The 19,700-nt window shown below is 60.2% G+C and carries 18 protein-coding genes; 5 read left to right on the forward strand and 13 right to left on the reverse strand.

Going from position 1 to position 19,700, the window contains the following annotated elements; genetic code table 11:
• Nucleotides 1–391 precede the first annotated feature (391 nt).
• Nucleotides 392–847 (forward strand): hypothetical protein, encoded by a 456-nt coding sequence (locus WV31_RS09995; RefSeq protein ID WP_237051569.1) that lies wholly within the window; start codon nucleotides 392–394, stop codon nucleotides 845–847.
• 239 nt (nucleotides 848–1,086) lie between these two features.
• Complete coding sequence (locus WV31_RS21540) at nucleotides 1,087–2,253, forward strand: reverse transcriptase domain-containing protein (protein WP_168185895.1); 1,167 nt, start codon at nucleotides 1,087–1,089, stop codon at nucleotides 2,251–2,253.
• A 230-nt stretch (nucleotides 2,254–2,483) separates the two neighbouring features.
• Here the strand turns inward: WV31_RS21540 and WV31_RS10010 are convergent, their stop codons facing one another.
• Nucleotides 2,484–3,098: a LuxR C-terminal-related transcriptional regulator gene (locus WV31_RS10010; RefSeq protein WP_085373428.1), complete on the reverse strand. Its 615-nt coding sequence runs from the start codon at nucleotides 3,096–3,098 to the stop codon at nucleotides 2,484–2,486.
• Between the two features lie 150 nt (nucleotides 3,099–3,248).
• Entirely contained in the window at nucleotides 3,249–3,461 is a 213-nt protein-coding gene (locus WV31_RS10015; RefSeq protein WP_231920480.1) for a hypothetical protein, read from the reverse strand.
• A 587-nt stretch (nucleotides 3,462–4,048) separates the two neighbouring features.
• Between WV31_RS10015 and WV31_RS10020 the strand changes: the two genes are divergently transcribed.
• Together WV31_RS10020 and WV31_RS10025 are read left to right on the forward strand one after the other, a co-directional pair.
• Nucleotides 4,049–5,425 carry a transposase gene (locus WV31_RS10020; RefSeq protein WP_085373430.1) on the forward strand — a complete coding sequence of 459 codons (1,377 nt, stop codon included), beginning with the start codon at nucleotides 4,049–4,051 and terminating at the stop codon, nucleotides 5,423–5,425.
• A 318-nt stretch (nucleotides 5,426–5,743) separates the two neighbouring features.
• Nucleotides 5,744–7,231: a hypothetical protein gene (locus WV31_RS10025; protein WP_145980801.1), complete on the forward strand. Its 1,488-nt coding sequence runs from the start codon at nucleotides 5,744–5,746 to the stop codon at nucleotides 7,229–7,231.
• Here the strand turns inward: WV31_RS10025 and WV31_RS10030 are convergent.
• The 5 genes from WV31_RS10030 to WV31_RS10050 are packed head-to-tail and all read right to left on the reverse strand — an operon-like array spanning nucleotide 7,228 to nucleotide 11,648.
• Nucleotides 7,228–7,737: a hypothetical protein gene (locus WV31_RS10030; protein ID WP_085373433.1), complete on the reverse strand. Its 510-nt coding sequence runs from the start codon at nucleotides 7,735–7,737 to the stop codon at nucleotides 7,228–7,230. The genes WV31_RS10025 and WV31_RS10030 overlap by 4 nt on opposite strands.
• Entirely contained in the window at nucleotides 7,734–8,435 is a 702-nt protein-coding gene (locus tag WV31_RS10035) for a glycosyltransferase family 2 protein (RefSeq protein WP_085373435.1), read from the reverse strand. Before WV31_RS10035 ends, WV31_RS10030 begins: the two co-directional genes overlap by 4 nt.
• Nucleotides 8,432–9,454 carry an NAD-dependent epimerase/dehydratase family protein gene (locus tag WV31_RS10040; RefSeq protein WP_085373436.1) on the reverse strand — a complete coding sequence of 341 codons (1,023 nt, stop codon included), beginning with the start codon at nucleotides 9,452–9,454 and terminating at the stop codon, nucleotides 8,432–8,434. Before WV31_RS10040 ends, WV31_RS10035 begins: the two co-directional genes overlap by 4 nt.
• On the reverse strand, nucleotides 9,451–10,455 hold the full coding sequence (gmd, locus tag WV31_RS10045) for a GDP-mannose 4,6-dehydratase (RefSeq protein ID WP_085373437.1): 1,005 nt from the start codon (nucleotides 10,453–10,455) through the stop codon (nucleotides 9,451–9,453). The genes WV31_RS10040 and gmd overlap by 4 nt, the downstream gene beginning before the upstream one ends.
• On the reverse strand, nucleotides 10,452–11,648 hold the full coding sequence (locus WV31_RS10050) for a DegT/DnrJ/EryC1/StrS family aminotransferase (RefSeq protein WP_085373438.1): 1,197 nt from the start codon (nucleotides 11,646–11,648) through the stop codon (nucleotides 10,452–10,454). The genes gmd and WV31_RS10050 overlap by 4 nt, the downstream gene beginning before the upstream one ends.
• 632 nt (nucleotides 11,649–12,280) lie before the next feature.
• Between WV31_RS10050 and WV31_RS10055 the strand changes: the two genes are divergently transcribed.
• The gene (locus tag WV31_RS10055) at nucleotides 12,281–12,790 is read left to right on the forward strand and encodes a hypothetical protein (protein WP_085373440.1); all 510 of its coding nucleotides are present in this window, start codon (nucleotides 12,281–12,283) and stop codon (nucleotides 12,788–12,790) included.
• 267 nt (nucleotides 12,791–13,057) lie between these two features.
• On the opposite strand, the gene WV31_RS10060 is transcribed toward WV31_RS10055, so the two are convergent.
• The 6 genes from WV31_RS10060 to WV31_RS10085 form a co-directional block, all read right to left on the reverse strand.
• Entirely contained in the window at nucleotides 13,058–15,118 is a 2,061-nt protein-coding gene (locus WV31_RS10060; RefSeq protein ID WP_085373441.1) for an AAA family ATPase, read from the reverse strand.
• An 87-nt stretch (nucleotides 15,119–15,205) separates the two neighbouring features.
• A complete protein-coding gene (locus WV31_RS10065) occupies nucleotides 15,206–15,550 on the reverse strand; it encodes a hypothetical protein (protein WP_206072598.1) in 345 nt (114 codons plus the stop codon).
• A gap of 465 nt (nucleotides 15,551–16,015) precedes the next feature.
• A complete protein-coding gene (locus WV31_RS10070; RefSeq protein ID WP_237051570.1) occupies nucleotides 16,016–16,453 on the reverse strand; it encodes a GIY-YIG nuclease family protein in 438 nt (145 codons plus the stop codon).
• 173 nt (nucleotides 16,454–16,626) lie between these two features.
• Complete coding sequence (locus WV31_RS21545) at nucleotides 16,627–16,944, reverse strand: hypothetical protein (protein ID WP_145980802.1); 318 nt, start codon at nucleotides 16,942–16,944, stop codon at nucleotides 16,627–16,629.
• Between the two features lie 426 nt (nucleotides 16,945–17,370).
• The gene (locus WV31_RS10080; protein ID WP_085373444.1) at nucleotides 17,371–18,381 is read right to left on the reverse strand and encodes a retroviral-like aspartic protease family protein; all 1,011 of its coding nucleotides are present in this window, start codon (nucleotides 18,379–18,381) and stop codon (nucleotides 17,371–17,373) included.
• Nucleotides 18,382–18,417: 36 nt separating this feature from the next.
• Nucleotides 18,418–19,695, reverse strand: coding sequence for a Y-family DNA polymerase (locus WV31_RS10085; protein WP_085373445.1), 1,278 nt, complete (start codon nucleotides 19,693–19,695; stop codon nucleotides 18,418–18,420).
• Between the last annotated feature and the right edge of the window lie 5 nt (nucleotides 19,696–19,700).

The following is a 19,700-nucleotide window of genomic DNA, read 5'->3' on the forward strand; positions in this document are numbered from 1 at the left end:
CAAGTCTATCTGGGGCAGACCCTTGCGGGATATCGGCGCATCAGAAATTGCGCGGCGGCTGGGCATCGGGCGGGCATCTGTCTATAGGGTACTGGCGGAGGCCGGGTGAGCATTTACGGTTCGACCACAACCATTTACAAAGGACTATTCGCCAATCTCTCGGAGAAGGGTTGTGCCCGCTATGTCACGGCCTGGCCAAGACTCTGCGACCAACACATGGCCTCAAGCGTACCGCCTGGCTCACCTTGGCGGTGGTATGCGAGCCAGCAACCTCCCCGGCGCCGAGGTGGAATTCCTTCCGCGATTATCCCGCACGCCCAAAGGGTTTTCGCTGGCTCAGTATGCTCATCTTCACGGTGCCCTCGTGCAGGGCGGTCTCCCTTGGCGCCCCATGCTGACGGAAACGCTGCTTGCCGAAATCTTGGCCCAAGAGCCCAGCTGCCATCAAACCAAGGACCACCGTGTCCTGAAGGTTCATGCACGTCTCCTTGCCGTTGCCAATGATCCCCGTGGTCAGCTCGAGCCCGAGGCCGCGGCTACGTCCGGCCGTTATCCCCTGCGGGCTGACCTGATTGTCTGGCATGCCAATGGTGTATCCGAGTCTTACGAGTGTGGTGCCACGGACGGCCGTTCGATCATTGAGCAGTTGCAGGACGGACAGGTCCGCGTGACCATTTTGCCCTTCGCCGGGCTGAGCATGCCGTTCATCCACGGGTACGCCTTCCGGCTGAGCGAGAATCCTCCCCCTCGCCCATCGACCGTAGAAGACGGTATGCGGGCATGGGCAGAGATCCTTGCCGCGCGTCCCTCCCTGCCGCTTCCGTTCCGTCTCTCAATGTCGATTTGATCGGAGGAAGCCATGTATTCACTCGACACGAACCCGGTCACCGTCGGCTACCTCAAAACCGCGCAGGATAGCCTCGGCCTCAATGCGGCAGGCATGTCCTGGCTTTTGGGTACAAGCTCGGCGAAATGGAGTTCAATTCAGCGCAATATTCGCCTCTCGCGGTTGCTGCCGCCTCTGGCAATAAGCGCGATCTTCGCCGTTGTATCCACACCTATACCGAGTCTGAGGGTGTTCGCTGCTTGGCCATCATCCAGGCGCAGAAGGGTATGTCCTATCGCCCGGACTTCGAAGACCGGATGTGTATGGCCGAACTCCCCCATTACGCCAGCAAGATGGCGTTTTACCATGATTGCGGGGAGCCAATTCGGGCGCGGTTCGAGCCGAAGTATGCGAAGCCCGCCTACACCCCGGAGACCAATCCGTTCGTCATGCCGGAGGGGGGCATCGACTTCGGTTTTGGAAACTGGGTCGGCTTACCGAAACCAGCCAACAACCCACAGATCGTTGATTACCGCCCGATCTGTTCCTTCGGTATTCTCCGTCGCGCCCAGCAGATCATGGTGCGCGACATGCTGGAGGCCATCCTTGGTACCAACCATCTCGATTTCAACCAGGCGGGGCGTGGTGCTCGCGCCGCCATTGCCAAGATCACGTCGCTGATCGCCACCGGAGACTTCTCCCACGTGGTGGTCTCCGACATCTCCAATTGCTTCGGGTCCTTGAAGCATGATGGCGTGAAGGCCATGCTCCCCCTACCGGGGAGTGTTGTTGATCACGTTGTCCTTACCTCGGAAGACGCTCCGATTCACTTCGTAGCCATTCCAGAGGGTATGTCAGTAGAGTATGCGAAGAAGAAGGCCCGGCAGGGCATTCCGCAAGGTTCGCTGGTCTCCCCGTTTGTTGCACGCACGCTTCTGGACCCGACGCTGAGGGCTTCGGCCCTCGGCGGCGAGATGGTCGTCCTGGTGGACGACTTGCTCGCTCTGGCGGGCAGCTATGGGGAGGCTTCAGCGATCAAGAACACCTTGCAATGTGAAATGGCAAACCACCCTGCCGGCCCCTTCGCGCTGAAACATGTTTGCATCACGCCGATCACCGAGTGGTCCGGCTTTTTGGGCTATCGTATCGGGGCCGTCGTCACCAACGATCAGGTATTGGTCGTCGCCGCTCCGTCAAATAAGTCGCTGGCCAAGTTCGCAAGCAAGTTGGAACACATGGCACTCGCGGGTGCGACCGATGAACAGATATACCGCGCCATAGTTGATTGGGGTCGAAGCTGGGACTGGACCATGGCGAACGAACACGCTCGGTCAGATTTCGAAAATGCCGTGATCGGAACCATCATCAACAGCGCGTCAGATCGGCTCGAAGCTGCGCAGCTGGCACTGGCCCATGTGTTGAAATAGCGGTGCTATGCCAATAGGGGCCTGTCGAGGCGGCCACCAGCACGGAGCAACCGCCTCCTCGCGGCTCACCGCAATGACCGCATTTATTATATATTGCGGTCGTCCAACGAGGTCCCGTCTACCGGCTCTGCCTGACCCGATTGGGTCATTCGGCGAGACAGCACCTCACACGGGCCGCACTATCAACCCCAGGCAATCCGCAGTCATCTGCAAACAGATTACAGCAACTTTTAAGCAAGCAAAGCGGCTTGTGTCCTAGATCGAACCGACAGAGCCTTTAGAATGCTTGTAACATGAAGCTTCACAGTGCCCTCAGCCAGACCAAGATCTGTGGCTATTTCCCGGTTCGACTTTCCAGTTTTTAATTGGCTGAGAATCTCACGTTGCCTCGGAGTGAGGTGAGTAATATTCGGCACCTCAAATGAGGCAGTAACCAGCTGATTAGCGGGATCGGCATACTCCGCAGGAAGGTAAATGCCGCCAGCCAAAACCAAGTTTAGCGCCGCCAGAAAAACTTGGCTAGATGATGCTTTTGTGATGAAGCCCGACGCTCCGAGGTCGATAGCAAGATTGACGGCGGACCGGTCAGCGACGTCAGAAACGATTACGATGTGCGCTGGCGACGGAAGCAAATGACGCAATTTCCTTAGACATTCAGGCCAAGGCCCACCGGACATTGTCAGATCGAGCAGAGCCAAGTCGATGCCCGATTCACGCTCTCCCGCCTCAACGACTTCTGCGAAACTGCTCGCTTCCACAATTTGCGAAGCTTCCGCGTACAGGGTGAGGATGTGACGCAGACCCTCGCGAAACAACTGGTGATCATCGGCAATAAGGATCTTCATTGGAAATGCCAAGCCCACTTTTCACGCCGTTGGCTATATGAGAGCCACGCCCAAAGTGTGCTTCGATTCCGTCTGGAATGCACCCGATAATGCAGATCCACTTGAAATTCGGGCACACACTATAAACACGCAGTTCTATCATTTGGCGTGTCAACGGGTCTGGATAAGGACCTCATCGATCTTGGTGAAGCCGCTGCCGACTCCCAGTTGAGACAGATGGACGGTTACCGAGCCATAACCATCAATCTTCGCCAGCCGCACCATGGTTCCCGACTTCGGGACGTCGATGATGCTGTCCACCGACCAAACCGTCCGGCTCCGACCGTCACTCTGATAAAGATCGCCAAGGGCAACAGCTTTCATGATCCACTCCCCTTGGGAGCGTTTCATTGCATACTGACGACGGTCTGATCAAGTGACAGATTGAAACCAAGATTATGGGATCAGCCCAACCTGGGGGCATAGCGGTCACTTGCTGCGCGGCTGCCAACGGGCTCACCGCGCGTCTTGTCTGCCAGTATCAATTGCTTGACTGCTCTTGGAGATAGAGCACAATTCCTTCAGGGGAGCAGTTTCGCCAATTCGGCCCCCCGCGAGGCCGACCGGGCCGCCTTCGACAGCCACCCGGTCGGCCATCTGCATTTTGGAACACTCATGCGTCACTTTGGTCTATCTGCGCCTCCGCCAATTCGCCGCCGCTCCAAGCCATGGTTTGCGTGGCTGGCTGTGATGGCTGCTATTGCGGGGGTGGTAGCAGTCTGGGTCCGATAGCGACACTGACCCGGCATAGCGGGCGTTCCCGCTGACTGGCGGTTGCCGGGGCACTGCGGTCGCCTGCCGCGCCGGGGCCGACCGGCTCAGGTTGACCGATTCTGTTGAAAAACTCGGCCTTGCCCGTTAGGCGAGCCTATGATTCAATCGAGTAGAGTAAAACTACTGGATCATGCATCATGATGGGCGAGCGAACGGTGATGCAGGAGGCGCTGTTCTACAGCTTCAATCTGGAACAACATGTCCCTGCCGATCATATGCTGCGGTCGATTGACCGCTTCGTCGACCTTTCGGGTTTACGGGCTCATCTCCAGCCGTTTTACAGTTCGATGGGACGGCCATCGATCGATCCAGAATTGATGGTCCGGATGTTGATCGTCGGCTATTGCCAGGGCATTCGGTCAGAGCGGCGGCTGTGCGAGGAGGTCCATCTCAACCTGGCGTATCGTTGGTTCTGTCGGCTCGGCCTTGAAGGACAGGTGCCCGACCATTCGACCTTCTCGAAGAACCGCCACGGACGTTTCCGCGACAGCGATCTGTTGCGTCATCTCTTCGAGCAAAGCGTCCAGCGCTGCATGGAGGAGGGACTGGTTGGCGGCGAGGCTTTCGCGGTCGATGCCAGCTTGATCAAGGCCGACGCCAGCCGACAGAAGGGTGTCGAAGGATCACGAGGGCTGCCGCCCGAAGCGACCAGCCGCGCCATTGATGAATATCTTTCTGTGCTCGACGATGCCGCTTTCGGTGCCGCCAGTGAGGTGACGCCGAAGTTTGTCTCACCGGCGGACCCGGCGGCGCGCTGGACCGCCGCCCATGGAGGGCAAGCCTTCTTTGCCTACTCCACCAACTACCTGATTGATCTCGACCATGCGGTCATCGTCGATGTCGAGGCCTCGACGGCGGTGCGGCAGGCCGAGGTGTCGGCGGCCAAGACCATGATCGAGCGGGCCGACGAACGGTTTGATCTCTACCCGGAACGCTTGGCCGCCGACACGGCCTACGGCTCGGCGGAAACGCTCCAATGGCTGGTGCATGACCGGGGAATCGAGCCGCATATCCCCGTCTTCGACAGGTCCGACCGCAAAGACGGGACCTTCTCGCGGGCCGACTTCGCCTATGACCGGGAAAGCGATACCTACACCTGCCCGGCCGGAAAGGAACTCCGAAAGTTCCATCGCTCGTTCACGACGCCGCGCTCCGGGGTGACGAAGGCCAATACGATGAAGTACCGAGCCAGCAAACGCGACTGTGACGCTTGCCCGATGAAACCCCGTTGTTGCCCAAACATGCCCTCACGCTACGTGCCCCGCAGCGTCCATGAGGGGGCCCGCGATCTGGCTCGCGACATCGCCAAGACTGAGGCCTATGCCGAATCACGCTGCCTGCGGAAGAAGGTCGAGATGCTGTTCGCTCACCTCAAACGCATCCTCAAACTTGATCGATTACGGTTGCGGGGGCCGTGCGGGGCCAAGGACGAATTCCTCCTCGCCGCCACCGCCCAGAACCTCAGGAAACTCGCAAAGCTCATCCCGATGCCGCAGCCAGCACCAGCGATTTGATCGGGGGGGCGTTCGTCTTCACTTCAGCGTCATTCATCTGGCCAACTCACCCCGCCCCAACCAGCGGGTTTTTCAACAGAATCGACCCAAAAGGGCCGTTCGTAACGCCCTTCTCTGGCGCTGGGAAAGGCTTTATCTGCAACCTTCCTCGTGGCGCCTCACTGATCACTCCCGCGGCACTGTACCCGGTTTCTGACCAGTGATTTGGCAATGCGCAATAGAGGTCTATAAATTGGGTCGAATCCAGTTGAAGGCCGGGCTACATTTACGCTGGATATGAATTTGGATGGAAAGCAGATGAGAGGGGAAAATGCAGACGTGGATCGGCGGCTGACGGCATCGTTGGTCGCCTTGGCAGTCTCTATCCCCGTGATCATTTCCCTGGCGCAGGGGATCGGCCGCCCCTACACGCTTACACCGGATGCAGACATCATTTATGTGGGCGAAGTGCTGCGTTCTTTCGACGGCCGCCCATATTTCTATAGCGACCATCCCGGTTATACCTACACACTTGCTCTCTCCGTCTGGCTTAAGCTGCTCTCGCTGCTTCATCTGATCCCCAAACCGGGTCTGGCCGAGGCTGTTGCCGCCCCATCCATCGATTCCTACATGCAGGCCATGGTTTGGGCCGGGCGCTGGCTGTCCGCCCTGATGGCGTCCGCTTTGGTGGCTGCGTCAGCCTGGCTGGTCAGGCTGGGTGGCGCCCCGCCTTTGGTGGCGGCGCTGTTTGCCCTCCTGCTGGCCTGTTCCGGCGGAATTGCCGTCCAGGCGATTATTTTGCGGGCCGAGCTGATGTCGGCCGGCTTCACTTTTCTGGCCTACTGCTCCATGGCGGTGGCGGCACGGCACGGTGGATGGCGGGGGCCGATTTGGCTTGGGCTTGCCGGTTTTCTGGCGATGCTGGCCATGGAGGCCAAGGTCCAGGCGATGATTCCCTTACTGGCCCTGCCGCCGCTGGCTGTCGTGCTTGACGGGCTTAAGCGGCCGTTGCTGCCGGGGCGCGATGACTGGCGCACCTTACCGCTGGTGCTGGTGGCTTTGGCCCTGTGCATGCCGCTGGCGGTGATCGTGCCGTTTTCCATGGCCGATTTTGATGAGACCCGGCCGTATGGCTTCTATCAGTTGCTCATTGCTGCCTGGGTTTTGGCGGGAATGGCGATCTATGCCCAGCTCAACCGGGTGCGGGTACGCGGGGTGATGCTGGCGGTGTTGGCTCTGGCCGCCGGAATGGCTCTTGGTCTCGACGTCTTGTTCCTGCGCCATTCCCACCGGGTCATGGATGCGGTGATCAATCCCCTCGAACACATGCGGGCTTTCGCTGGCGGCGGCGCCCAAGGGGGACTGCTCCAGAGCCTCGCCGGCACCATACCCGCCATGGTCATGGGGATGGTGAGGATCGCCTACCTGCCTTTGCGGCTTATGGAACTGGCGGCACTGGCCGGAGCGACGATGCTTTGGCGCGGCGGCGACGGCCGGGCCGCCCTGCAATCCGTCATGCTTGTCGGTGTTGCCTTGGCGGTTGAGATCGTGTTCGGGCTGCGCGGCATGCCGCCCTGGTACCTGATCTATATCGAGCCCTGGGTGCTGGCCGCCCTGCTAACCCCTCTCTCCCGGCTGCTATCGGCCGGCGGTCGGTTCAGACGTCCCGTTTTCTGGGCCGTGGCGGTGTTCCTGGTATGGACGGGGGCGCGCGCGCTGTCCCCCGATGTGGTGCCGGCTCAGCCCATCGCCAACGTCTGCGCCCAGGCCAACACCTATCTGGAGCCGGAATTGGCCATCCGCTTCGGCCCGACCTGCCGGAATTAGTTGGCGCAGCCCTCAGCCAGGAGCGGGCGCAATTCGCGCATATAGGGTTTGAGGGTGGGGGTGGCCTCGGCCACCAGCCGGCGCAATTCCTGCTGGCGCTCCGGGGTCAGTTCCTCGGTGGCGGCCTGGCGCAGGCCCGTCTCCACCTGAGCGATGGCGGCTCGGCCCAGTTTCAGCCCAGCCTTGCGCAGGGGCTCGCGCACCGCATAGGCGAAGGAAAAGGCGGCAACGGCGATGATGAGACTGGCGGCACCCGCGACGATGGCGGCCTTGAGGGCGAATCGGCGCAAATCGCGCTCGGACGCCGAAGCCGGACCTGTCGGCTGGGGCAGATCGCCCAGGGCTCCCACCCGACGGTGGCGCTCGATCAGATCGGCTTTTTCGGCCTCAAGCGCGGCCCAGGCGGCGTCAAGGCTGTCACCCTCGGCCACCAGGGAGAGGGCGGGAATGCGCAAGACGAAGCCGCCTGCGGCACCACGGCCCAGAATCACGGGATAATCGGTCACGCTTGCCCTCCCCTTAACTCCCGCCACAGGCACTTGATGAAGCGCAGGCCGGTGGGAATGGACTGGGCCTGGGTCTCCCCCGCCAGCCGCTGGCCCTCGACGGTGGGAAACTCGGCGATCCGCAATTGGGCCTTCAGGGCCCGCATGGTCATCTGATACTCGATCGTGTAGTCGGTGGCGTCCAGCTTGAGAGTCCGGGCGGCCTCGCGGGTGATGGCGCGGTAGCCGTTGATGGAATCGCTGATATAGGGGCCGCTGCGGCGGAAACCGAGATTGGCCATCAGGTTGAAGGCGTTGTTGGCCCATTTGCGCAGTTTGAGCAACTGGCCGTCTTCCTCGTTGACCGCGCCCTTCATCATCCGTGAGGCGATCACCAGTTGGTTGCCCGCCTCCAGCAGGGGGCGGAAGCGGGGCAGGTCCGCCACGGCCTCGTTGCCGTCGGGCGAAAAGAAGATGAAGGCATCGGCCTCGATCTCGCGGAAGGCGACGTGGAAGGCCTCGCCTCGCCCACGGCGGCTTTGGCCGACCACCTTGATGCCCCGGCTTTGCAGCAGTTCCACCGAGCCGTCGGTTGACCCTCCGTCCACCGCCGCCAGCAGATCGAAGCCGGCATCGGGGCTGGGGCTGGGCAGGGTGGGCAGAACCAGTTCCAGACAGGGCCGCTCGTTGCGGACCAGCAAAATCAGGGCGATCTTCATTGGCTGAGATACCAGTCGATGGTTTTGGCCATGCCCTCGGCCAGACCGACCCGGGCGGTAAAGCCCAGCAGTCGTTCGGCCTTGGTGGTGTCGCAATGGCGCCGGGGTTGGCCGGTGGGGGCGGAGGTGTCGAATTCGAGGCGGAGCGGCCGGCCGGTGCGCTCGGCGACCTGCCCGGCGATCAGGCCGGCCAATTCGCCGATGGTGGTTTCCTCGTTGGCGCCGATATTGATCGGATCGGCCTTGGCATGGCGGGCGGCGACCTCGATCAGGCCGCGGGCAAAATCGTCCACATAGACGAAGGAGCGGCTGGCCTTGCCGTCACCCCAGACCTTGACCACTCCATCTCTGGCCTCGACGGCCTTGCGGATCAGGGCCGGGATCACGTGTGAGCGCTCTGGATCAAAGGTATCGCGGGGGCCGTAGGCGTTGTAGGGCCGCCCGATGGCCACCGACATGCCGTATTCGCTGGCATATTGCGCGCCTAGAAATTCCAGCATGCGCTTGGACCAGCCATAGCCGCCGTTGGTGGGCTCGGGCTCGTCCTTGAAGCCCTCCTCTTCGGGAGTGGGAACCGAGCAATAGCGCGGATAGACGCAGGCCGAACTGCAGACCAGCACCCGCTCCACCGCCAGGTCGCGGCAGGCGGCCAGGACCGACAGACCCATGCGCATATTGGCGTCGAAGATGGAGGCGGGATGGGCCATGTTGTAGGCAAGGCCGGCCACATCGGCGGCCAGATGCATCACCACCTGGGCGCCGTCCAGGGCGGCGCGGCAACTCTGCTGATCGGTAAGATCGGCCCTGCGGATTTCGACTCCGGTGCCCGAATGCGTCGCATATCCGCCGCTGGACCGGCAGGGCACGATCACCCGCGCGCCCAGCGCCAGCAATTGCTCGACCACATGGCTGCCGATAAACCCGGAACCGCCGGTCACCGCCACGCGCTTGCCGGCAAAGAAGGCTTTGGTGTCGGGATGAAAGCCATGGGCACCGACGCCGCTCCGGTAGCCGGTCATGGCACCAAACGTCCCACCAGCCCGTGGGCGGCGAGGTCGGACTCCACCATCATGCGGACCAGCTCCTTGAAATCCACCTTGGGGCACCAGCCCAGTTTGCTCCTGGCTTTGGCGGCATCGCCGATCAGCAGATCCACCTCGGTGGGACGGAAATAGCGGGAATCGATCTCCACGTAATCCTGCCAGTCGAGTCCGGCCAGCCCGAAGGCCTCGGCCAGGAAGTCCTTGACCGACCAGGTCTCGCCGGTAGCGATGACGTAGTCGTCGGGCTGCTCTTGCTGCAGCATCAGCCACATGGCCTCGACGTAATCGCCGGCGAAGCCCCAGTCGCGCTTGGCGTCCAGATTGCCGAGATAAAGTTTGGCATCCAATCCGGCCAGGATGCGGGCCAGTCCGCGGGTGATCTTGCGGGTGACGAAGGTCTCGCCCCGCCGGGGGCTTTCGTGATTGAACAAGATGCCGCTGGAGGCGTGCAGGCCATAGGCTTCGCGGTAATTGGCGACGATGGAATGGGCGAAGACCTTGGCACAGGCATAGGGGCTTTGGGGATTGAACGGCGTGGCCTCGGTCTGTGGGGTCTGCAAGACCTTGCCGAACATCTCGGAACTGGAGGCCTGATAGAACCTGACACTCCCCTCGATGCCCACGTTACGGATGGCTTCCAGCAGGCGGATGGTGCCCATGGCCACCACGTCGGCGGTGTAGACCGGCTGATCGAACGACACCCGGACATGACTTTGCGCGCCCAGATTGTAAATCTCGTCGGGGACGACCCGGTCGATGAGCCGCTCCAGCGACAGATCCTCGGTCAGATCGCCATAGGACAGATGCAGCCGGGGCGCCGGGCAGTGGATGTCTTCGAAGATATGGGCGATGCGGCCGGTATTGAACGAGGAGGACCGGCGGATGATCCCGTGGACCTCATAACCCTTGGCCAGCAGCAACTCGGCCAGATAGGAGCCGTCTTGGCCGGTGATACCGGTGATCAGCGCTTTTTTCACGACTGGAAGTACCTGCGGACGGCATCGACGACAAAGGCAATATCGTCTTCACCATAGCCGGGATGCATGCCGAAATACAGCCCGCACGCCATGATGCGGTCGGCCCCGTCAAGGGATCCGGCGATGCGGTGGCGCACATGGGCCATGGCCGGCTGGCGGGCCATGTTGCCGCAGATGATGGGGCGGATCTCGATGCCGGCAGCATCCAGATGGGCGGCCAAGGCATCGCGGGCGGCCGGGTCGCGGCACAGCAGGGGAAAGCCGAAAAAGGCGGGATCGGCACCGGGGGTGACCTCCATGACCGAAATATCGCCGGCAGCGATCAGGGGCGCCAATCCTTCGATCAGCGCCAAGGTGGCGCGACGCCGCTCGGCGTTGAAGCCTTCCAGCTTGCGCAATTGGTGCAGGCCGAAAGCGCCGTTGATTTCGCTGGGTCTGAGGTTGAAGCCGGTATTGACGAAGGTGAAGCGTTCGGCCAGACCGCCGCTGCCTGTCCCCCACCGCGCCTTGTCCGCCAGATCGCGGGTCCAGCCATGGGCGCGCAGACAGCGCAACAGATCGGCCAGGGCATCGTCATCCGTCACCACCATGCCGCCTTCGATGGTGGTGATGTGGTGGGAGAAAAAGAAGCTGTAGGTGCCCATCAGCCCAAAGCGACCGGCGAGGGTGCCGCCATGGCGGGTACCCAGCGCCTCGCAGGTATCCTCCATCATGATCAGGCCGTGGCGGTCGCACAACTCGGTCAGCGCCGGCATGTAGCAGGCATTGCCCAGGGCATGGACGGGGCACAGCGCCACGGTGTCGGGACCGATGGCGGCTTCCACCGCCTCCGGCCTCATCTGCAGAGTCTTGGGGCAGCAATCCACCAGGACGGGCACGCCGCCGGCCTGGACGATAGGCCACAGCGTGGTGGACCAAGTCACCGCCGGCACGATCACCTCGGCGCCGGGACGCCAAGCCCGCTTGCCCGGCGGCGGCTGGAACAGAACGTTGGCGATCGCGAACCAAGCCAGAAGATTGGCCGATGAACCGGAATTGACGAAGATGGCGTGGCGGGCGCCGGAATAGGCGGCGAAGGCCTGTTCAAAGGCGAGACACTTGGCTCCCATGGTCACCCGTGTCGAGCGAAGGCTTTCCATGACCTCGGCAATTTCATCCTCGCCGTAGGTGGGCTCGGAAAGTTTGATACGCATGGAGTTTTCCTAAGCTGGGGGCGGGCCCATCGCTCTCATAGGTCGCAGGGCACTGTCAAGCCGGAGAATGCCCATATAGCCATCAACTAATAACTTAACATCCCGCCAACCCGCCCCATCTATTTTAACATCGTTCTGCCACGCTTAAAGCCTGCGCGTCGCAGCGACGCTTTGGAGACTTAGTTGAATAAATGGAGGCTTGGCCGCAAAGGCGAGTCTTCAGACTTGCGAATTACTCAACGTCTCTTCTTGGCACAACGGGGCCATAGCAGACGCTCTCCCTGAACGGCGGCTGTCGTTAGGCTAAGCGGTCGTCCACCTGCGTCAAGTCGGCGCTAGCCGCGACGCTCCAGCACGATCCCGTCAGGGCCGATCACTCCACCAAGGTCGGCGGCATCTCGCCCAAACCGTTCGCTCGGTAGCAGCGCAAGATGAAGACGTTGCGCATCATCTCTACGGGCATCCTCCGCTCCATTGTCAATAATTTGTGTTGTCATTCGTGGCTACCTACGATATATTGTGTGTAGTCAAGGCCCAAGGAGGGGCAGGCGGCGTAGTGCTGGTCTGCCCTTTTGCTTTTGACCTCAGCGCCGTCTGCCTCCTGGTCCGCAACAGCGAAAGGAGTCGCGAAGATGGCACTCACAGTCAACTACAAGCCGAAGATGGCCCCGGCGAATGATGAGGTGGTGCCAACTGTTCCGCCCCAGGTATTGACTGTCAAGGATGCCTTGGCCAAGGCCATCGCATTCTCGGGACAGACCGGCACGGATCAGATCACGGCGTTTCTCATCGAGATCGTGGCCGCTAATTTCAATGAAATCGAGTTGGAGAAGGTGATCGGTGAGATCGCGAATGCCACAGGATTGGGAAAGAGGGCGCTTCGCAACGGGTTGAAGCAGTTGAAGCATCAGGTGCTCGGATCTAACCCTGATCCGGCACTCGTCCTGGCCAGGGTCGTCCTGGAAAAAGTTTACCACGGCGTAAACCTCCGCGTGAGTGATGACGGCACCTTTTTGCATTACACGGGCACCCATTGGGAGGAGACGTCTCCCCGGCTGGTCCGCCACCATCTGCTCACCGAACTGAGCGCCAACGGGTACGAGACCCTGTTTGGGTGGAATATTGCAGTGCTCGCGGAATAGTGGCTCAAAGAATCGCTACCCACCACTACGCTGGGCCTGAATCTGGACAAAATGGAGTCAACTGTCTGACGATTCAGGCCCCCGCAACCAAATTAGCCCGTAACTTCAATGAGTTACGGGCTTTTTGATTCTCGGCCCCGTGTCCGTGAAAATCTGTGTCCGTACCGTGTCCGTAAAAATTGGCGGCCGCAGGCGCCGACCTGGCGCCCCCTGTCGTCTTTTGACGCGTCATGGCAACGACCATGATGCTCGGGCCCAAGCCGCCCATCAGCAGGCCTCCAACTCTGCCGACATCGATCCGGGCAACAGCAGGGCCAGCACCTCGGCGCCACTCAACGTCTCGACCTCAATCAACCGATCGACAATTCGGTCCAGTGAACCCGAGTGGGCAGTGATCAAAGCCTTGGCTGCGCCATAGGCCCTGTCAAGACGCGCTTCGACCTGGCGGCCGATGTCGGGCCGACGCGAGAGAAGGATGTCGATTGTGTCGGGAGACGGCATGCCAGACCATATCGGCGTCGTTGCCCCACCCAAACCCAAGGCCGTAATCGCCGATGTTGCCATCAACGTGGCCTTGGCCAAATCACTCTCGGCGGTACCTCCGGATCCACTTGAAGCCGCGCCAAGCATAATTTCCTCGGCGGCCCGGCCCGCCAACAGGATCGTAATCAACTCATCGATATCGGCGGATGTAGCCAGGTCGAGTTCAGGCCGCAGGCTGATCACGCCTCCGCCTGTAGAGGAAGTCTGTCTGATGCTGACATGGCACAATGTCTTGGGATTGAGGACGGCAATGGCAATGGCGTGACCGGCCTCGTGGATAGCACAACGGCGAAGGATTGAGGGGCACACCTCAGGGGCATTACCGCGGATTTCGGCGATGATATCCTCCATGAGCATGGTCCGGGCTCCTTGTCGACCACGACGTTTGGCACCGCGGACCCAGCGAGCCACATCAGCACCCGTACCGCCGAGGGCCAGTTTGGCGGCGGCCGACAAGTCTTCCCCGGAAAGATCATCGCCAAGGTGATGGCGCAAGATTTTGGTCAGGCCACTCTCGTCGGGTAGCCCGATCGTAATGTGACGATCCAGGCGGCCGGAACGAGTAATAGCCCGGTCGATCCTGTCGGGGTTATTGGTGGCGCCCACTAGAATGATTCCTTCTCGTCCAGAAGCTCCGTCAACCAACTCAAGAAACGAATTGACGACCTGGGTCCAGTAGTCGCTGTACTCATTATTGAATTTCGATCGATCGCCAAAGCCATCGATTTCGTCGACAAGAAGGATCGCCGGGGCTGCCGCCCGGGCTTGATCAAATGTTCGTCGCATAGCCTTAAGGAGGTCGCCAAGGTGGCCTGCCGCCTGCCATTCACCAAGACTGGAGGCAATCAGCGGCGTTCCGCAACTACCGGCGAGAGCCCTGGCAAAGGTCGTCTTGCCGCACCCAGGCGGGCCAGACAGCAACACCCCACGATCCACCTCGGACCAAGACAAAGTGCCGTCGCGATACTCGGCGAGGTCTTTGGCCAAGGAAAATCCCCAGGTCACGGCCTCATGCATCCCGCCCAGGTCGGCAAGTGTGATATCGGGCACAACCTGCCGCTTGGCGATCATGGCGACGAGACGGCGGATCGCGCTGTCGGCGTCCTGGCCAGCTCGCACCGCCAGCCTGAGATCATCGGGAGAAATCTTGGCGGTGATTGAATTCGCGATAACCTCGCTGGGGGCTGTACCCGTGATCTCCTCAATCACATTGGCCAGTTGCTGGCCATCGATTGGCTTCAGTGTGATTGTCGCATCCGCAGCAGCCAGAAGGGCGGCTGGAAGACTTGTCTCAGGATCAGGGGCAAAGCCGACAGCGGTGCCCCCATGGCCGAGGGCAAGGGCGACAATGGCCGCTCCATCCGCCGTCTTTCTTGCATCTGCCGCGTCCTCTCGAACGAATGCAATATGGAGCTGCTCAGCGGGATCACGCCACCGCAATGAAGTGAAGGTATCGCCATTTTCCGCGATTTGGCCGTCTCGCATCATAAGGAACGCCCAGGCCCTTTGGACTGGCTTGGCCCAAAGGGGAGGGACTGCGACGATAATGGCAGCACTGCCTTGTCCCGCCATCTCCCGGACTTCCGGGTATGCGGCAAACGCGGCCTCAAGCATGTAGATCGCAGCCAAGTCGCCAGGATCGCGTGGGCGCGGCGGGTTGTCTGCGGGGGCAGGGGCACCAAGGTCGATTTGGTCGTAGTGTTCGCCGAACTTGTTGAGGCTCGGCGTCGGCGTCGGCGTCGGCGTCGGCGTTGGCGTTGTCGTCGGGAGACGGGGCTTTTTCATGGCGTCCTCCAAAGGTCGCGCAGGATTCTTTGGCGACGCTTTGGCGGATGCCGAAGCGTCAGTTGAAAGTGGGTGATGTTTTGGCGGTCACTCGGGATCCTCCTCCTGGCGATTGCGAACTGCTGTCCAGCCCAGTGCTCTGTTGAAGTCGATGCTGCGCAATGCCGCTTCCTTGCGGGCATTGGCCTGCCATTCCGACCAGTTGTCTGCCAATTTTTCCGGGTTGGGGGCGTTGATCAGGCATAGAGCCTGTCGGCCAGCCGGACCAATCGGCGCGCCGCGAAGCCAGCGGTGGCCTGCTGAGCCATCCCAGCCCAATGACAAGGCGAAGGCTTTTGCTGTTACATGACCGACAGCGTTGCGAAGCCTCCCCAAAAACTCTCCCGCCGCAGGGGCATGAAGACTGGGGGACGCCGTGGGATGACGAAACATCCAGCGCAAAATCAGGGCGTGGCATGGATCGGCAAGGCGATCGGGTGATGCGCTTGAGTAGATGGGCCTGATGACGGTGCATGGCCCCCAGCCTGGACAAATCCGGATCGGCGATCCGAAAACGGGCGATAGCGGCGATGGACTGGAAGGAGGCGGGCATCAGAACAACCTTCGTGGCAAGAGCGACTGCGCAATCACCACAGTTATCCACAAATAGTCATATTTCCAGATCGACAAATTTAGTTGGATCAATTCTTATACCACGCGCCTCCATTGACGTCTTTAGAGGCCGTAGGTAGCGATTCTTTGAATTAGAATCCGCGCCATTCAAAATATTTTCTCCGCTGCAATTAATTGCAACGCCAAAAATTCACAATCGACCGCCGAGTCCATTGGGTAAGAATCGCTACCTACCGCTACCATTGGCTTTCTCCGGGCGCAGCAAGCGGACAGTTGTGCCCCCTGTCAGTTTGACCGCCCACCGAATGGCAACACCATTCCTGGAAGCCAAGCCAGCAGATGGGAGGCGCAAGCCTCGCAGTCGCTGGACCCAAACCCCGGAATCGGCACCGGCATCCCCGCCAGCATGGCGACCAACTCGCATTCGTCCCCACCAGGAAACACCCAGGCCCCCAGCACCGTGCCTTTGGTTGTGAGCCGGTCAACGTGCCATCGGATGGATTTCTCACGCTGCATATGTCGACCAACGCGGGCCTTGATGCCGCCGGGGCCTCGGGCGCTGCCGCAGTACAGGTAGTGCCCAGGAGACAGGGTAACCTCGGGTCGCCCCGACAGCTTCACCACCAAGTTGTCGGCCAACTCGATCAGCAGCACGTAGGCTCCCTGCCCAATGGGAAGCCCGGTCACATCGACATAAAAGTTTGCGTTGATGCCATGCATCATGGTGAGCCACCCATGAGACGCTCCCGCTACCAGTACGCGCACATCAAAGGAGCAGGCAGAAAAGCTGAGTCACATGATCGGAACGACAAAACAGAGATATCTTCACGATGGCCGATGAATATAATGCGGAAGAGAGCCAATGCTTTTAAAATAGTTGTTGTAAATATATTTCATCAAATGGTTTTATGCCTGTTTGGTTTCTCACCAGCCTGCTTTTCGATCTGAGCGAATAACTTTGGATTGTCTTTTTTCACGATGCAAACTTTAATTTCATGCGGTGGCGGCCCATGACGGCATGAATGCGAAAGGTCGCCATCCAGCATCGCATCGCAAAGGACATAAGCATGAATATATGCCCGAGGGGCCGGAGCTTTCACGCCTCCGCTTTGCCAACTCCAGTGAAAACCACGCACATCGGCTAAACGGTAGGTAGCTTGGTGCGCGCTGTCGTTCCATTGCCGACGCACTACCACATGTTCGGTATCAGCCATTCAAAACCTCCTCAAGATACTTAACCACTCCATCAGCTTGTCCAAGCGACGATGGTCCTTCAAGTCTTTCACAGCCATACCCACCGCATTCTTTTTGCAGACCAGCTCGTCGCCAAGCCCTTCGCCATCAGTGCAATTGATTGTACTTGCACTGATCTTAGAAAGCTCCCCCCCTGTCGCGGAAAACGCATACGAGGTTGACAAATGTGGCCGATCTCCACGGGGCAAGGAACTGTCGATGAGCAAATTCTGGATGCCCTGGCTCGTCTGATCACATTGGAAGCCTTCGCCTTCACCAATAGAATCTCGTCGCAACTGGTCGTGTAGCTTGGCCTTGTCCGTCTACATGTACCGACCGACACTGACTTGGATGCTGCCGGAGCCACACTAAATCAGATTCGCCAATCCCATATTGCCTCAAAAAATCTATTGAGACCTTGGCTTCCAATCGCGGGATTGCTTTTGTGCCTCATTGATCTGCATGACGGTCATTTTAGCCCCAACAGCATCCCGAGACTGTGTCGCCGTTGTATCGCCGTTACTGACTGCCAAGTTGAACCACTTGTAGGCTGCGATAGGGTCTTGGGGGACACCAAGTCCAGCGGCATACATGCGCCCCAAGCTATGTTGACCGCTGGCATTTCCTTGATCGGCGGCCAGACGATACCACCTTGCCGCTTCGGTATAGTCCTTTGGCACGCCCTGGCCGGAAAAGTACAAGAAGGCCATGGCAATTTGGCTCATCGCATCGCCCTGTTCCGCCAGCGGTTTTGAAAGGCGAGCGGCGGCAGCAAAGTCTCCCCGCTCGTAGGCTGCCTTTGCGGCTTCAAACGAGGGTTCTGATGTCCGTGCCAACGCCTTCTGTGGGGACGTGTCTACCCCGGCAGGCAAAGGGTCTTCTCCAAGGATCAGCGCATGTTGCGTATTATCGATTGACCAGCGCGGCAACTTCGACAGGAAGCTTTGTCCGAGGAGAAGCGCACCGCCGACCGGGGCGACGCTGGCCGTTACGTCTCTGACGACGACATTGCCAACCTTTAGCTCATGGAGAATGAGCCTAGCACTTCGAACCGTGGAGCCATCGGCAAGGCCGTAGGTTTGAGCGCCGATAAAATCGCGTTGCTTCACCACACCCTGACGCATCAGCTTCTGCACCACGTCCGAGGGCAGCGTCACGTCGGAGGCACCGCTGTCGAGAACGAACTTCAACGTCATGGCACCGCCGATGTTAACGGGTAAGACGTAGATGCCACTCTCCTGAACCAGGGGGACGGCCTCTGCGTGAGCATTGGATGGGAGGGAGCCGTAGAGAGCCGTTGCTAAGGAGATGCTGATAATTTTTCTACTCAGAGAACGCATCTCCCAGCATGTCCTAACTACAGGTTTGAAGCCGAATTTCGAACCTAAAAAGTCGCCCTTCCCGGAAGCGAGCGCCACGTAGTCATTTCCCTTATCACACCCCCCGAGAGGCCGCTACGCCTTCACCAGCGGCAGTTCGTCCCAACTGGTCGTGTAGCTTGGCGTCCTACTGTCGCAGCGCATCTGCCAAGGTGCGTCTTTCGGGGCCAAGCCGTAGCCGACCGATCCCTTGCCCAGGCGGCGGTTGATACCGTCCACGGCGGTCATGAGCGCCTTGGGCTTTACCCCAGCGTCCGGCGGAGGCGAGAACAGATCGCGAGGGATGTCTTCGGGCCGCACAAGATCAAGCATAATCACCCCTGCCTTCTTATAGCCGTAACCATCACGCCATGACGATTCCAGACCTTTTAGTGCCGCGCCGATGATGTGCGGCGTGGACGATGTCGGCGGCGATAGCCGGATCATGGCGTTGAGCGAGAACTGCGGCTGGTCGGGGCGGAATCTGTCTGTGTAGGCGAAAACCTGGAGCGCCCCAGCCACCAGCCCCTGCCCCCTGATCTTCTCAGCGGCACGACTAGCAAATGTCACAACCGCATCACGGACCTGGCCGTAATCGGCCACTGCCTCACCGAATGACCGAGAGCAGCACGTGGTCTGCTTATCCGATGGCGCGGTGTCCAGGGTGTGGACGGTCGTCCCACGCAATTCCATCACTGTGCGCAATCCGACCGCGCCCATGGTCTTCTTGATCCAGCCGTCCGACTGTAGCGTCAGATCGTAGGCTGTGCGGATGCCGTTGACTCCGCAATGGGCGGCGTACTGGCGTCCAATGCCCCACACATCTCCGACCGGCGTCTGTTTCAGGGCGGCTTCCACCCATCGGACATCACGGGTCAAATCGAGCGCACCGTTCGCCTTCTTGGATTTCTTTGCCAGCCTGTTGGCCAACTTCGCCAGGGTCTTGGTGGACCCGATGCCGACAGATACCGGAATGCCGGTCCAGCGTCGCACGGTAGCCCTTATCTGCTGGGACCATGCTGTCAGGTCATCAACCGGCAGGCCGTCCAGATCGAGGAAGCATTCGTCGATGGAATAGACCTCGGCACCCGGCGAGAACGTCGCCAACACCGACATGACCCGCTCGGACATATCCCCGTACAAGGCATAATTGGACGACAGCATGACCAGGCCGTGGCTCTCGACCAGATGTCGCAGCTTGAAGGCGGGGGCGGCCATATCCACGCCGATGGCCTTGGCCTCGGCAGACCGGGCCACGGCGCAACCGTCATTGTTGGACATGACGATGACCGGCTTGCCTTCAAGCGCCGGGTTGAACACCCGTTCACATGAGACATAGAAGTTGTTGCAGTCCACCAGGGCGTAGACCGCCATCGCCG

This window comes from Magnetospirillum sp. ME-1 (assembly GCF_002105535.1).
In the GTDB taxonomy this organism is placed as follows: domain Bacteria; phylum Pseudomonadota; class Alphaproteobacteria; order Rhodospirillales; family Magnetospirillaceae; genus Phaeospirillum.

What these genes read in the sequence shown, in the direction of transcription:
- WV31_RS10065 (WP_206072598.1), bottom strand. Translation starts at nt 15,550, where the DNA reads ATGTTTCGTCATCCCACGGCGTCCCCCAGTCTTCATGCCCCTGCGGCG.
- WV31_RS10055 (WP_085373440.1), top strand. Translation starts at nt 12,281, where the DNA reads ATGGCACTCACAGTCAACTACAAGCCGAAGATGGCCCCGGCGAATGAT.
- WV31_RS10035 (WP_085373435.1), bottom strand. Translation starts at nt 8,435, where the DNA reads ATGAAGATCGCCCTGATTTTGCTGGTCCGCAACGAGCGGCCCTGTCTG.
- WV31_RS10060 (WP_085373441.1), bottom strand. Translation starts at nt 15,118, where the DNA reads ATGAAAAAGCCCCGTCTCCCGACGACAACGCCAACGCCGACGCCGACG.
- WV31_RS09995 (WP_237051569.1), top strand. Translation starts at nt 392, where the DNA reads ATGCTGACGGAAACGCTGCTTGCCGAAATCTTGGCCCAAGAGCCCAGC.
- WV31_RS10015 (WP_231920480.1), bottom strand. Translation starts at nt 3,461, where the DNA reads ATGAAAGCTGTTGCCCTTGGCGATCTTTATCAGAGTGACGGTCGGAGC.
- WV31_RS10010 (WP_085373428.1), bottom strand. Translation starts at nt 3,098, where the DNA reads ATGAAGATCCTTATTGCCGATGATCACCAGTTGTTTCGCGAGGGTCTG.
- WV31_RS10085 (WP_085373445.1), bottom strand. Translation starts at nt 19,695, where the DNA reads ATGGCGGTCTACGCCCTGGTGGACTGCAACAACTTCTATGTCTCATGT.
- WV31_RS10050 (WP_085373438.1), bottom strand. Translation starts at nt 11,648, where the DNA reads ATGCGTATCAAACTTTCCGAGCCCACCTACGGCGAGGATGAAATTGCC.
- WV31_RS10040 (WP_085373436.1), bottom strand. Translation starts at nt 9,454, where the DNA reads ATGACCGGCTACCGGAGCGGCGTCGGTGCCCATGGCTTTCATCCCGAC.
- WV31_RS21545 (WP_145980802.1), bottom strand. Translation starts at nt 16,944, where the DNA reads ATGGCTGATACCGAACATGTGGTAGTGCGTCGGCAATGGAACGACAGC.
- WV31_RS10070 (WP_237051570.1), bottom strand. Translation starts at nt 16,453, where the DNA reads ATGATGCATGGCATCAACGCAAACTTTTATGTCGATGTGACCGGGCTT.
- WV31_RS10020 (WP_085373430.1), top strand. Translation starts at nt 4,049, where the DNA reads ATGATGGGCGAGCGAACGGTGATGCAGGAGGCGCTGTTCTACAGCTTC.